The organism is Yersinia rohdei ATCC 43380 (genome assembly GCF_000173775.1).
In the GTDB taxonomy this organism is placed as follows: domain Bacteria; phylum Pseudomonadota; class Gammaproteobacteria; order Enterobacterales; family Enterobacteriaceae; genus Yersinia; species Yersinia rohdei.
The window spans coordinates 66,396-81,168 of the sequence record NZ_ACCD01000010.1 but is presented as its reverse complement, the minus strand read 5'-3'; the positions used below and the strand labels follow the sequence as shown (position 1 = coordinate 81,168).

Here is a 14,773-nt window from a genome sequence, read left to right as displayed (position 1 = left end):
TAATCCGTAATTTAGAGGTAATAAGGGTGAACAACGCTGCAATTTCAACGAAGAAGGGATAGCATAGAAAAAAAGCTAATCAGGGAAACTCATGGGCCAATTATTACGCCGCCTTGCAAAATTTCTAGGTATCGCAGCCCCAACAACCTATACCTATCCGGCTTTGGACGTCACATTACCCGGCGAGCGCCACCTCCATTTGGTCGGCAGCATTCATATGGGAACCGAGGGAATGTTTCCCCTTCCCCATGAATTGCTCAATAAATTAAATCAGGCTGATGCACTTATCGTCGAGGCTGATATCACTGCAACAGCCTCGCCCTTTGGTAACGATAACCTTGCCACCCCTTTAATTGACAGATTATCTGAAGAACACTATCAGCAGTTGCTGCGACGTTGTGAAGAGCTGGATAATGACCCGCAGTCCATGGCTTTTCTGCCCGCCTGGCAAGTCGCCTTGATGCTTCAGGCCCGGCAGGCGCAGCGTTTAGGGTTACGTGGTGAATACGGTATTGATTATCAATTATTGCGAGCGGCTGCCGCACAGGCAAAAACAGTTATTGAACTGGAAGGCGCACAAATGCAGCTCGATTTGCTGGAGACCTTGCCGGACAACGGCATGTCTTTGCTACTGGATACCTTAACCCACTGGCACACTAACGCCCGCTTGTTGCAAACTATGATTGGCTGGTGGCTGGAACATCAACCAGCAACTGATTTAACAGCAATGGCCCCCACTTTTAGCCAGGATCTCTATGATGTGCTGATGACTCAGCGCAATAAACGCTGGCAGCAGCAACTGGAACAGTTACCTGCCGGGCGCTATGTGGTTGCCGTTGGCGCATTGCATTTATATGGTGCGGGGAATTTGCCTGAGCTATTGCAACCCAACTCGCTGTAAAAAAATGGCCGATATCGCTATCGGCCAGTCAAAGAGGAATTTTCATTATTTTAGTTATTTAGCGCCCACATTCCTTGCGGATAATATGAGCAGCAGTGATAGGGTAGCAACCTCAGGATTAGATTGGCAACCAACATTCACCCCAACTCAGGTCATCAAATGTCAATATACTGATTTCATTAGGTTAATATTTAAGCTAATCATGTAGATGATTGCGTGTAGGATAATCCACCTGAATAAATCTTCATTTCTAATTGGACGTTTATTATGACACCTGCCGTAGTATTGCTGGAAAAACAAAAAGTACCGTTCACTTTGCATCCTTATCACCACGATGCAGCAGAGACCCACTTTGGTGACGAAGCCGTGAAGAAATTAGGCCTTAATGCCGATCAAGTTTATAAAACATTATTGGTCGCATTAAATGGTGATGCCAAAAATCTGGCAGTGGCGGTGACTCCAGTGGCGACTCAGCTTGATTTAAAAAAAGTGGCACGCGCCCTGGGAGCCAAAAAGGCAGAAATGGCAGATCCGCAATTGGCCCAGCGCAGCACCGGGTATTTAGTCGGCGGCATCAGTCCATTAGGGCAGAAAAAACGCCTGCCCACCGTCATTGATAGCCCGGCACAAGAATACGCCACTATTTTTGTTTCCGGTGGCAAGCGGGGTTTAGATATTGAATTAGCCGCAGCGGATTTATGCCGATTACTGCAAGGTACCTTTGCGGATATCGCCAAACGAGATTGATAAATATAATGTTTCGTGGCGAAAATAGATTGCCGCTGCTCTTTAATTTGTATTCAGTTTTGAAGTGGCGTTTTGTAGCCGCCTTTTCCAAAGGTTTAAATCGGGATGAAATACATCACGTTTAATGTACTTCATGATATTTAATGTACTTCATGATATTTAATGTACTTCATCCCGATTAATTACAATTACTTATAAACTATCTCACCTTGCGGCTGATATTGCTTAGCATCCAACGGCGAGTGTTTTTCAATATACTGTTTGAGCACCTCAGCATCGATAAAACCGGTATTGACATAACCCGGTAGAGTCTCTATTTTCGGGTAGCCATCACCGCCTAATGCATTGAAATTCAATGTTGCCAGACGATAGGTTTTATTCGGGTCTAATGGTTTCCCCTGTATTTTTATATCACTCACATTCTGGCCATCAGCCACCAGGCTAACATTAGCAAATTGTGCATAAGCACCTGAATCTACTTTTTTATTTGCCACTACTGCTAAATACTCTTTCACTTTATGACCGGGCATATCCACATAAACCAAGGTATTACCAAAGGGCTGAACCTTAAGCACATCTTTATAGGTAATATCACCGGCCTCAATAGAATCGCGAACGCCACCACCACTCATCACGGCAAAATCAGCGCCCACACGTTCCATTTGTGCTGCCAATAACAGACGTGCCAGATTTGTCTGCTCGAAACGGACTTTACTGCGATCGCCCTCAAGTTTGGCATTCACACTGCCCACTTTGACATCCAGTTGCGCCTTACCATGCTCTTCAAATGGCGTCAGAAGTTTCAGCATCGACGGATCTTGGGCTATTTCTTGGGTATAAAAAACCCGCTCGCTGGTGCCATCAGCCTTCTCAACTTTTTTCTTTAAATTAATCGGGATTAACTGATAACTGGTCAGTTTCAATTCACCATTGCGGAAGGTGAAATCAGCCCGACCAACATATTTACCCCATTCATGCGCCTGCACAATCCAAGTGCCATTTTGCCGGTCAGGGGCACAAGCAGTCCCAGGGACATAATCAGCTTGCTTATTATTATCACTGGCCATACAAACTGGATCTTGCGAGTGACCACCCACTATCATATCCAGATAACCTGCGGGCAGGCTGCGCGCCATCTCGACATCACCTGGAGCATTAGAGCCATGCTTGCCATCATCGTAATGTCCCATATGGGTCGCGGCGATAATAATATCCGGCTTTTCTGTTTTTCTCAGCTCAGCAACAACTTGCTTAGCTTCTTCTGCTGGCACCTTAAATTCAATGTCGGTGAAATATTCAGGATTACCAATCTTGGCCGTATCATCGGTAGTCAACCCAATCACCGCAATTTTCACCCCTTGCTTATCAAACAAAGCATAAGGTTTGAATAACCGCTGTTGCGTACTTTTTTGGTAGATATTGGCCGATAATAACGGGAAAGTTGCCCATTTTTCCTGCTGACGCAGCACGGTTAGTGGGTTATCAAATTCATGGTTACCAATAGCCATGGCATCATAGCCGACCAAATTCATACCACGAAAATCAGGTTCTGCATCCTGTAAGTCAGACTCAGGCACGCCAGTATTGATATCCCCGCCAGAAAGCAGCAGCAGACTCCCCCCGGCGGCAGCAACTTGTTTACGAATACCATCGACGAGGGTTTTCTGTGCCGCCAAACCATACTCGCCGTGATCGTTTTGCCAAAAGTGCCCATGATGGTCATTGGTGTGCAAGATAGTGATATTGTAGGTTTTATCTTTTTCCCAGGCGGCGGCCCATGCCGGTGTGAGCGCCAGCGACACAGCTAAAATACCCACTGTCGACGGTAATGAAAAACGCATGGTAAATCTCCATGTTATCGTTAAAAACTAGCCTGCTAACGACCAGCTTAATGAATGAAAATGGGGTCAAATATATCAACATAATGATAAATCAAAGCCAAACTCTGACACAGTTTGCATTGTAATGTGTTGGAGAATGTAAGAATTTCATAACTTTGAGACGAACATCAAAGTGTGTCAGCAGTAGTAAAAAGCATGCGATCTGCATATTATGTATTCATTACAAACATATTATTAACAGTGAAATTTATTAGGCGAATACTCAATATGACCGATCGCTCTGAGACAGGATTTCAGCCCTCTGCTAATACCGCTGTAAAACGTACTTCTTTCTCTATTTTGGGTGCTATCAGCGTATCTCATTTACTCAACGATATGATTCAATCGCTGATCCTGGCGATTTATCCTCTCCTCCAAGCCGAGTTTTCGCTAAGTTTTGCCCAGATAGGGTTAATTACTCTAACTTACCAACTTACCGCCTCGTTATTACAGCCATTAATTGGCCTGTATACAGATAAACACCCGCAGCCCTATTCATTACCAATAGGTATGGGTTTTACTCTATCCGGTATTTTGCTACTGGCGGTTGCCACCACCTTCCCGGTCGTTTTACTGGCAGCGGCGTTGGTTGGGACAGGCTCTTCAGTCTTCCATCCGGAATCCTCGCGGGTCGCGCGTATGGCATCTGGTGGCCGTCATGGTATGGCTCAGTCTATTTTTCAGGTCGGCGGTAACTTGGGTAGCGCCCTCGGCCCTCTGTTAGCGGCGATACTGATAGCCCCTTATGGCAAAGGCAATGTCGGCTGGTTCTCACTCGCTGCATTACTGGCGATTGTGGTGCTCTTGCAGGTCAGTAAATGGTATCAACAGCAACAAAAAGCCAGCCATGGCAAAGCCATTAAAATCTCTTCAGTAAAAATGCTGCCAAAAAAGACAGTTATTAAGACACTAGCTATCTTAATGGTGCTGATATTCTCGAAATACTTCTACTTGACGAGCATTAGCAGCTATTACACCTTTTATCTGATGCATAAGTTCGGTGTTTCTGTCCAAAACGCCCAGATACATTTGTTTGCATTCCTGTTTGCCGTCGCGGCTGGCACCATCATTGGCGGCCCTCTTGGCGATAGAATAGGGCGAAAATATGTTATTTGGGGGTCAATCTTAGGTGTTGCACCATTCACCCTCATTTTACCCTATGCATCTTTGTATTGGATTGGGATTTTGACCGTGATAATTGGTGTTATCCTTGCCTCGGCCTTCTCCGCAATATTGGTGTATGCACAGGAGCTTATTCCGGGGAAAGTGGGCATGGTATCCGGTCTATTCTTCGGTTTTGCTTTCGGTATGGGGGGGATAGGTGCGGCAGTACTAGGCTATGTGGCTGATTTAACCAGTATTGAGTTGGTTTATCAAATATGTGCATTCCTGCCATTATTGGGGATATTCACGGCCTTACTGCCTAATATAGAAGATAAGTAATAGTAATAACCTTATAATCCTGACTGAGATAGCATTCTTAGTCAGGACAACTCCGCATAGAATCATATTTAAATCGTCAAACCCCTCACAAACAACCATTTCAAACAATTTCCATGCCAAACCTGTTTTTTTTCGATTAAAATTTAATTTTTATCGCGCATTGATCGCATAAATGCAATAAACTGATGCTATTACTGTGAAACTATTACAGCGGTCTCGCAGAGGCAAGGCCCAAGGAGGGGCTGAATAAATTCGCCGCCAACACACCTGCAACTTGAAAGATAACAAGTATAACTAGAAGGAGTCTGGATGCACCACTCAACACCCTTAATTACCACGATCGTCGGAGGCCTTGTCCTCGCCTTCCTCTTGGGCACCCTGGCCCACCGCCTGCGCATCTCACCACTGGTGGGGTACCTTGCCGCAGGGGTGCTAGCCGGGCCATTCACGCCAGGTTTTGTCGCTGATACCTCATTAGCACCGGAACTGGCTGAAATTGGTGTAATTTTGTTGATGTTTGGTGTCGGACTTCACTTCTCGCTTAAAGACCTTCTCGCAGTAAAAGCCATCGCCATCCCTGGTGCTATAGCACAGATTGCCGTCGCAACCGTGCTAGGAATGGGATTGTCTCATTTATTAGGCTGGGATTTGATGACTGGATTTGTCTTCGGCCTCTGTCTATCAACCGCAAGTACCGTGGTATTACTGCGAGCACTGGAAGAACGGCAACTCATTGATAGTCAGCGAGGGCAAATTGCTATTGGCTGGCTGATTGTTGAAGATTTAGCCATGGTACTGACACTGGTGCTTCTCCCGGCATTTGCCGGTGTGATGGGCAACGAAACCACCAGTTTGAGCCAATTATTTACTGAATTGGCGATTACCATTGGTAAAGTTATCGCCTTCATTACATTGATGATAGTGGTCGGCCGCCGATTAGTCCCTTGGATATTGGCTAAAACCGCCAGTACCGGCTCCCGCGAGCTGTTCACCCTGGCAGTGCTGGCCTTAGCACTGGGGATTGCCTACGGCGCTGTAGGGCTGTTCGATGTATCCTTTGCTCTGGGAGCATTCTTCGCCGGAATGGTATTGAATGAATCTGAACTCAGCCATCGAGCGGCACAAGATACCTTGCCGTTACGTGATGCATTCGCGGTGCTGTTCTTCGTTTCTGTTGGCATGCTGTTTGATCCAATGATCTTAATTCACGAGCCGTTAGCCGTATTGGCTTCACTGGCGATCATCATCTTCGGAAAATCAGCAGCGGCATATCTATTGGTACGGCTATTCGGTCACTCAAAACGTACCGCACTCACCATTTCCGTCAGTCTGGCGCAAATTGGCGAATTTGCCTTTATTCTGGCAGGGCTAGGGATTTCTCTTGGTTTAATGTCAGAACATGGCCGTAATCTGGTACTGGCAGGGGCAATCTTGTCCATTATGCTCAACCCGTTGCTTTTCACTCTGTTAGACCGCTATTTAACCAAGAATGAAACTATGGAAGACCAAATTCTGGAAGAAGCGGTAGAAGAGGAAAAACAGATCCCGGTCGACTTGTGCAATCATGCATTGTTGGTGGGTTATGGCCGGGTAGGAAGCTTATTAGGGGCAAAACTTCATGCCGAGGGGGTTCCTCTGGTTGTTATTGAAAGTTCCCGACCAAGAGTTGAAGCCTTGCGCGAACAAGGAATTCATGCAGTTTTAGGTAATGCTGCCAGCGCAGATACCATGTCGTTGGCTCGACTAGATTGCGCTCGCTGGCTATTACTGACGATCCCAAATGGTTATGAAGCAGGTGAAATTGTCGCCGCGGCTCGAATTAGACGCCCTGACCTTGAGATAATTGCGCGCGCCCATTATGACGACGAAGTGGTCTATATCTCAGATCGCGGAGCAAATCAGGTGGTTATGGGCGAACGGGAAATTGCCAACAGTATGCTTAATATGCTGAAAATAGATAAGCTGAGCGAAGAAGATACCCGCCAGGGCTGCCCAATTTAAGCGGTATTACCGCAATTACGCATAATAGATACAATCAGGGCCAGCATATGCCGGCCCTGTTTATTTTCTGATATTTGATGCCTATTATTGTACTAAATTACCGCTCCCAGTAAGACTCTTCCAAACTGTCTTCCCGTTCGGGTAAACCACGAGTTAAACGCGGTGAGTGCTGATTCAGTACCTGATAACTGACACGATTAGCATATTTACACACTTGCGCCAGTGAAGAATAACTCAGGTAGCTACGAACATGTTTACTCGAGTTAGGCACATTATTACGGTGATACCCATTGGCCGCAATATCATGCAGCACAGCAGATAAAGCACCATCCCCTGCCCCATTGGTATTCATTATTTTCTCAGGCCCGCCCATATAAGGGGCAATATGAGAATAAATACGTAATGGATTATCACAATACTGCTTGCGCATCGCTCGACTGAATTCATACAAGTTAAATTCAGCAATAGCGCCAGGTAATAATGGATGCTGAGTTTGGCGCTTATTAGCCTCTTCGGTATAGCCCGCCATATAAAGCCCATTAGGGCCAGCAGTACACAGCACCAAATCAACCCAGTTCAGTGCCATATCAGAAGCCATCAGCGGATCACTAAGGCCCGTCAGCTCATAGGCTTCATCTTCATTCATTGCCACAATAGAAACATGTTCATGAAGGAAATCTCGCCACCACTGCGGATTATCTGCAATGACATATTTCGTCCCCAGAGTCATGACTACTGGCACATTATACTTCTTCGCATAATTGATAGCCTGCATCGTGGCTTCTGGCATCGGCTCGCCGGGCTTACAGCGCACCAGATAAGCTGTAAGTACTAATGCAGATGCACCAGCAATAACCTCTTCAGGAATACTCTCGGGCCGTAACTGATTCATTTGGCCCGGACTTATCGCAAATGTCCGCTCACCATTATCCGTAATTAACGTAAAACAACGGCCAATAGCACCATCGACTGCCTGTAAATAGTTCAAATCAGTACGGCTGGATGTATTACACAGATAGCGATAGGCATAGCTACCAATTTTAATATTGCTACACATCGTCCCTAACAAAATGGAACGGTCATCGGCCAATACAGAATAGTTGTGTAACGTATTACCAATAGTTCCGCCGGCAAATTCATGTGTAATCAACTCATTGGCAGTTAACTCCTGATATAGGCGCTCTGCGACTTCATCCTCAATAACCAAAGAATGGCCTTGGCTCAGGCCATAACGTTGGATAAAGTCCTCATCGACCTTCGCTTCAATATCAACCAGCGTCTGATCAATACCGACAATATAAGATGTACTCACTTCATTCTCTGTCAGGGCCGGTTGCAATAGCGGATCACGGGCATTAACAGGGAAATAGTGTTTAGATTTACGTTTACCAGGAAATTTCATGGTTAATAGTGACAAATTAGAAATGAAAGATAAGGAATTTTAGCATAAGTTATCGGATATTCAGCGAGCATAGCCATTTGGATTGGATTGCTGCCATTTCCAAGCATCTGTCAACATATCCGTCAAGTTGCGTTTGGTTTTCCAATCTAACTCCTTAAGCGCAAGTTCGGCACTCGCCCAACACTCAGCGATATCGCCAGATCGACGTGCCACTATCTCATAAGGAATTTTTTTACCTGAGATACGCTCAAATTCCGCAATCATCTGTAACACTGAGTAGCCAACACCCGAGCCAAGATTATAAACCTTGAACCCTGGAGTCAGTTTATTCAGCGCGCAAAGATGCCCCTCAGCCAGATCCATTACATGGATATAATCTCTCACCCCTGAACCATCCAAGGTAGGATAATCATTACCGTAGACTGCTAATTTAGGGAGTTTCCCAATGGCAACTTGGGTAATAAATGGCAATAAATTGTTAGGTTTGCCATTAGGATCTTCGCCAATTAATCCTGATGGATGAGCCCCAACTGGATTAAAATAACGCAGTGCCCTGATAGAAAAATCCGGATGAGCAAAAGAGAAGTCTTTCAATATTTGCTCAACCATGACCTTAGATGAGCCATAAGGATTTGTTGTTCCGCCAATGCGGGCATCCTCGGTCAAGGGAACAAATTCAGGATCGCCATATACCGTGGCAGATGAACTGAAAATGAGTTTTTTCACTCCCGACGCCACCATTTCTTCCAGCAAGACAATTGAGCCCACAACATTATTTTGATAATACTCAATGGGCTTGCTAACGGATTCCCCGACAGCCTTCAAACCAGCAAAATGAATCACGGCATCAATCTTATGCTCAGAAAATACCTTTTTAAGGCAATTCCTATCTAATATATCACCTTGATAAAATGCCGCACTTCGGCCAGTGATTTTAGCTACACGAAGTAATGACTCAGCAGAAGAATTAGATAAATTATCTACTACTACAACATTCTCGCCTTGTTCTAACAATGCTAATACTGTATGTGAACCAATATAACCTGCACCACCGGTCACTAGAATAGTCATAATTTACCTATTGAATTTGATGTATCAAGGCTGGGCTATCACCCAAGAATAATTTCACGACATTTATCTTTAACACTATTGATATCAAATTTATTTTTTTGCTGCTGTGCTGCCTTATAAAATGAATCATAATTTGAAAATACAGTATTTAGCGCAGTTTCTAATTGCTCAGTTGTATTTTCAATCAAGATACCATTTTGATCAATAACCTCACCACAGCCACCAACATTACTCAGGATAACCGGTAGACTTGCACTGGTCGCCTCAATTGCTGCCATGGGTAAACCTTCACTTTCTGATGTTAATACAAATACATCATACTCATTGAATTTGTCGAATCCTTTAATTTCACCGTAAAAATGAATATTTTCATAACTACCATATTCATTTTTAAGATCTTGATAGTATTCACCATCACCAACAATATCGAGATCATATTGAGGATTAGCAGCAACTACTTTTAAGATCAAATCAGGTCTCTTAGGATAGGCTAATCTGCAAACATAAATAATTTTATTTTGACAAGGGCGGTCTGGTCGCTCAACTAATGGTGTGATCGCATTAAGTTGAGTTATGATTTTTTCGGGTTTAATACCAATAATATTAATAGCTTTATCAGCATCACTTTGAGAAACACACCATATAACATCAGTAATATTTGATAGTAGTTTCTCAATATAACAAAAGATAAACTTTAATATATTGCCATTATAAATACATGACCAGCCATGAGAAACATATACGCCCCGAAAACGTAAGAATAAACTGGCTAACCGACTATATAGCCCCGCATTAGCCGAACTGGATACCACTATATCTATTTTATTTTCTTTAAGAGTTTTATACAAAGTGTAAACAGCCTTAATACTGGCCATTTTTCTTATCTCTGGAATAATAACCACTTTGTCACAACTAATAGTTTCAGTTAACCAACCTGCTTCAGAGGTAATCAAAATAATCTTACAGTCATCTTTTAGTAGCTTAACTTGCTCTAAGACCCAGCCTTGAGCGCCACCAATGATTGATTTTGTGATGACAAATGCAATATTCTTCATATCAGTTCCATAAACATTAGAATGCAAATATAGCCAGATAGCAGACTACAAACCATTAATGAACAGTGAGTCTTTTTGCATTTTCCTCATGAGTCTTTTGCCAAACTAAGTCGCAAATACCATCTGTTGGTTGAAACCCTGTAGGTGCTTCTAATAATAGAGCGCGGATAGATTCATAATTAAAATCATCACAGGCAGTCTCAATTCTATTTAACAAAATGTTCAAATGCTCCCATTCCAGCATAACTTCAGTTGCTGTCATTATTCGTGGGTGATAAGTATTCTGTACAGATTCCCCAATCAGCAACTCTTCATATAACTTTTCACCAGGACGTAAACCTGAAACCTCTATCGCAATATCGCCATCGGGATTGTCTTCATTTTTAATTGAAAGCCCCGAAAGGTTAATCATCCGTTTAGCCAAATCAATAATTTTAACCGGGTCCCCCATATCCAAGACAAAAACATCGCCTCCTTGCCCCATAGCACCAGCTTGAATAACCAGTTGAGCCGCTTCTGGAATGGTCATAAAGTAGCGAATAATATCTTTATGGGTGAGAGTGATAGGGCCACCCTCAGCGATTTGTTTCTTAAAGAGTGGGACAACAGAACCTGAAGATCCAAGCACATTACCAAAGCGAACCATACAAAACTTCGTTTTATTTTGCTCCTTTGATAATGCCTGTAATATCAGCTCAGCCATTCTCTTAGTTGCGCCCATAGTATTGGTTGGCCGCACGGCTTTATCCGTAGAGATTAAAACAAATTTTTCAACCCCAGATTTAATTGCTGCTTTGGCGCAAGAGAGCGTGCCGAATATATTATTTCTCACCCCCTCAATCACGTTATTCTCAACAAGGGGAACATGTTTATAGGCAGCGGCATGATAAACAGTATTAACATTGAAATTGGCCATCACTTGAGCTAACCGTTTTTCACTTTGTACTGACCCAAGTAGAGCTACCAGCTTTGTATCAAGGTGATGATTCCGGCAAATTGCGGCTATTTCGTTATCAATGGCATAAAGTGAAAATTCAGAAATATCAAACAGAATTAACATGCTTGGATTTTCGAAGATAATTTGGCGACACAATTCCGAACCAATTGATCCGCCAGCCCCTGTCACCATGACCACTTTGTCTTTAATATTTTTAGCTAATAGTTTTTGATCAGGTTCTACAGGATCTCTGCCCAGCAATTCCTCGATTGACACTTTCTTTAAGCTACTGATTTGCGCCCGACCTTCAACTAAATCTGACATACCTGGAATAGAGAGCACTTCACAAGAAAGATTTTCAAGTTTACCGACGACTGCCCGGCGCTGGCTTTGACTAACACTCGGCATTGCGAGCAATATTTTCTTGATACCATAGCGGCCAATTAAATACTCTAGCTTTTCTGAGGGATAGACGGTCACACCATGAATAACTGCTTTATGTAACTTAGGATTATCATCGATGAAAGCAATGGGGAAATACTCACTTGCCTGTGTGAGGGCAGGTAGTAATTGTCGGCCGGAAGCGCCCGCACCATAAATAACTACCGGTATCTGACCTCTGACACCATAGTTTAATAGCATGCGAAAAAATAGCCGTGAACCACAGATGAGAACCAACGAGAAAACAAAGAACATCAAAGAGACGGTTCTTGGCAAATATACACCTAAGAAATAAGAACCGAACACCAGTAAACCGGAGGACAATACAACACCGGCGAGCACGACACGAACAATTTGAGCACTGACATAACGTAATACCGTCCGATACAACCCCAGTCGAATAAAGACAAAAAGAGTCGGAGGGATAATTACGGCCAATGCCACCCATTGTGAAACACTGGTAAATGGGCTGTCTACATCCAGTCGCACCCAGAAAGCGCCCCAATATGCCAGCGTAATTAGAAAAGCATCTAACAGCAGCATAATGATTCGCTTAATAGATCTTGGTAAAGATAATAAAAAAATGGGAAACATATAATACCAACCCCAAGACGGAATACGCCATTTTAATACTGAATTAACCCGGTATATCATTACAAACTAAAAAAGTTAATTATTATTCACACCGGCATTAAGCTTATAATCAATAAACAAAAGAGGAATATAGGAAATAATCAATGCTATTATCGGATTAACTATGTTTAACCCAACCAGTAATGCAATAGGGAATAGCCAGATAACATTTATGGCAATGGCTGATAATGTTACCGGTAAATGACGTTTACACTTTCTCGCGAAAATCTGATAGCCATGACTGCGATGAGCTTCATAAACTTTAAAGCCACCAAGCACTCTACGTACCAAAGTCCAGGTTGCATCAACAATAAATAGCCCCAACAGAATCAGCCAACAGAAGAAAAATTTCGTTTCTATCCAACCCGCATTTATCGCTAAAGCCCCAATTATCAGTCCTAAAAATCCGCTACCGGCATCCCCCATAAATATTTTCGCCGGTGGGAAATTCCACAGTAAAAATCCTAAAACAGCACTCGCAAGTAACCAAAGAACCAGATAATTGTCCAGTGCAATGTTATCAGCGCTGATAGCATAGATGAGAATAGCACCAAGACAGGAGGTTATGGCTTGGATACTGGCTAAACCATCTATACCGTCCATAAAATTATAGAGATTCAGCATCCATACCAGGAATAACAATCCAAACAGGCTACCAAAAATTCCAAGATTTATACTGTATCCGGAGATAATTAATGGCGGGAAACCACCCAAACAAAATAACAAAAATGCAGCTGCTGAAAAATGCGCCAGAAGACGCCAACGAGCCGCAATATGCCCGTGGTCATCCCAAAAACCCACTAGTGCAATTACCCCACCAGATACAATTAATCCTACCGTCGATAAAAGAGGCAGATAACCTTGAAAATAAAACAAGATTATCCCTATGAGGAAGCTGATAACTATTGCTACCCCGCCGCCCCTTGGGGTTGGGATAACATGCGAACTTCGAGAATTAGGTGTATCAATAATATTATGTTTTAATGCATAAAAACGTAATAAATACGTTAGTATTGCGGAAGCAATAAAGAACACTGATATTAATAGCATTAATTTTGACATTTTAACCCCAATTCATTTCATAGTTACACAAACTATAAATACACCTTCAACTTTCATTATATTTCGATCAAACTTATCATTTACTTTTATATTGGGTATAAATAGACATCCAGCGTTCTATTATTTTTTCAATAGAATTTGTTTTTATAATCCGCTCTCTAACTCTATTAGCTAATATCTCTTTTTCTTTATCAGATAAATTTATCATTTTATTTATTTCTTGAGATAAACTGACCGGATCTTTTATTGGAACAACTGCACCACAATCACCTAAAGCCTCTTTTATACCACCGGCATCCGTAGCAACGATCATTTTCTTACATGCCATGGCTTCAGTAATTACGAGCGGGAAACCTTCCCATTCGGAAGACAGAACAAAGATATCAGTAGCACACATTAATTGCCGGATATCATCTCTTTGCCCAAGAAATGTCAGGTATTTATCAATATTTAACTCTTTAGCCATACTTTCCAGATGAGCATCAAGATGACCTGTCCCGACAATATATAGGCGAGGTACATTCTGAAAAATGTTATTTTTTAGCAGTAAAGAATATGCAGTCAGTAAGTTAGGATAATCCTTTGCTTCAGTTAATCGACCAACACTGAGTAGCATAGGCGTTTCATCCGCAAGCCCTAGCTCTGCTCTTTTAACATTTCTATCATTTAGTGAAAAATCGAATTGGGAAGTATCAATACCATTAGATACAGCAATCATTCTATCTGGCTTCGCTGCACCTTTGCGAATAAATGAATCCACTGCATCCTGGCTAACATTAGTAGAAATAGTCGCGAGTTTGTCAGTATATTTATATGCCAACATCCGCAAAGAACTGCCCTCATTGGTATTATGAGCTGTGCATATTAAAACAGGAATATGTGTAAGCAGCCGTAGAACTCTGGCAAAGATATTGGCATGAAACATATGACTATGGACAACATCAGGTTTAAATTTTTTTGTTATTCTTCTAACTGCGAATAAACCTTTGAACAAGCTAAAAGGAGTTTTATCTAACTTTAACTCACTTAACTGAACCCCATTTTGGGGTTTCACTAGTGTCTCGCCAGTGAGAGACACAATCATAACTTTATGACCCGCTTCATACATTTTATTAGCAATTAAGACGGTTTGCTTCTCGGCCCCTCCCATACCAAGTCCGGTGATAATATATAATATGTTCACTGATGCCTCTCATTCTA

General features: G+C 42.7%; 11 protein-coding genes. 4 read left to right on the top strand and 7 right to left on the bottom strand.

The features are described from left to right. Positions 1–91 precede the first annotated feature (91 nt). Both YROHD0001_RS09205 and ybaK read left to right on the top strand, forming a co-directional pair. Positions 92–901 carry a TraB/GumN family protein gene (locus tag YROHD0001_RS09205; protein ID WP_004714635.1) on the top strand — a complete coding sequence of 270 codons (810 nt, stop codon included), beginning with the start codon at positions 92–94 and terminating at the stop codon, positions 899–901. A 267-nt stretch (positions 902–1,168) separates the two neighbouring features. Continuing rightward, positions 1,169–1,648: a Cys-tRNA(Pro)/Cys-tRNA(Cys) deacylase YbaK gene (ybaK, locus tag YROHD0001_RS09210; RefSeq protein WP_004714634.1), complete on the top strand. Its 480-nt coding sequence runs from the start codon at positions 1,169–1,171 to the stop codon at positions 1,646–1,648. A gap of 188 nt (positions 1,649–1,836) precedes the next feature. Here ybaK and ushA read toward each other — a convergent pair whose 3' ends face one another. Continuing rightward, positions 1,837–3,489, bottom strand: coding sequence for a bifunctional UDP-sugar hydrolase/5'-nucleotidase UshA (gene ushA / locus YROHD0001_RS09215; protein ID WP_004714633.1), 1,653 nt, complete (start codon positions 3,487–3,489; stop codon positions 1,837–1,839). A 267-nt stretch (positions 3,490–3,756) separates the two neighbouring features. Between ushA and rosA the strand changes: the two genes are divergently transcribed. Then, positions 3,757–4,971, top strand: a complete 1,215-nt coding sequence (rosA, locus tag YROHD0001_RS09220) for an MFS transporter RosA (protein WP_004714631.1) — start codon at positions 3,757–3,759, stop codon at positions 4,969–4,971. 309 nt (positions 4,972–5,280) lie between these two features. Next, the gene (ybaL, locus tag YROHD0001_RS09225) at positions 5,281–6,972 is read left to right on the top strand and encodes a YbaL family putative K(+) efflux transporter (RefSeq protein WP_032816870.1); all 1,692 of its coding nucleotides are present in this window, start codon (positions 5,281–5,283) and stop codon (positions 6,970–6,972) included. Between the two features lie 97 nt (positions 6,973–7,069). Here ybaL and YROHD0001_RS09230 read toward each other — a convergent pair whose 3' ends face one another. From YROHD0001_RS09230 to YROHD0001_RS09250, 6 genes are all read right to left on the bottom strand, one after another. Continuing rightward, positions 7,070–8,374: an inosine/guanosine kinase gene (locus YROHD0001_RS09230; RefSeq protein ID WP_004714629.1), complete on the bottom strand. Its 1,305-nt coding sequence runs from the start codon at positions 8,372–8,374 to the stop codon at positions 7,070–7,072. 60 nt (positions 8,375–8,434) lie between these two features. Beyond that, positions 8,435–9,445 carry a UDP-glucose 4-epimerase GalE gene (gene galE / locus YROHD0001_RS09235; protein WP_032816869.1) on the bottom strand — a complete coding sequence of 337 codons (1,011 nt, stop codon included), beginning with the start codon at positions 9,443–9,445 and terminating at the stop codon, positions 8,435–8,437. A gap of 38 nt (positions 9,446–9,483) precedes the next feature. Beyond that, positions 9,484–10,500 (bottom strand): glycosyltransferase, encoded by a 1,017-nt coding sequence (locus YROHD0001_RS09240; RefSeq protein ID WP_004714627.1) that lies wholly within the window; start codon positions 10,498–10,500, stop codon positions 9,484–9,486. A gap of 55 nt (positions 10,501–10,555) precedes the next feature. Beyond that, positions 10,556–12,421 (bottom strand): polysaccharide biosynthesis protein, encoded by a 1,866-nt coding sequence (locus tag YROHD0001_RS0117875; protein WP_269429065.1) that lies wholly within the window; start codon positions 12,419–12,421, stop codon positions 10,556–10,558. Positions 12,422–12,547: 126 nt separating this feature from the next. After that, entirely contained in the window at positions 12,548–13,573 is a 1,026-nt protein-coding gene (locus tag YROHD0001_RS09245; protein ID WP_004714625.1) for an MraY family glycosyltransferase, read from the bottom strand. Between the two features lie 76 nt (positions 13,574–13,649). Beyond that, the gene (locus tag YROHD0001_RS09250; protein ID WP_032816868.1) at positions 13,650–14,756 is read right to left on the bottom strand and encodes a glycosyltransferase; all 1,107 of its coding nucleotides are present in this window, start codon (positions 14,754–14,756) and stop codon (positions 13,650–13,652) included. Positions 14,757–14,773 lie beyond the last annotated feature (17 nt).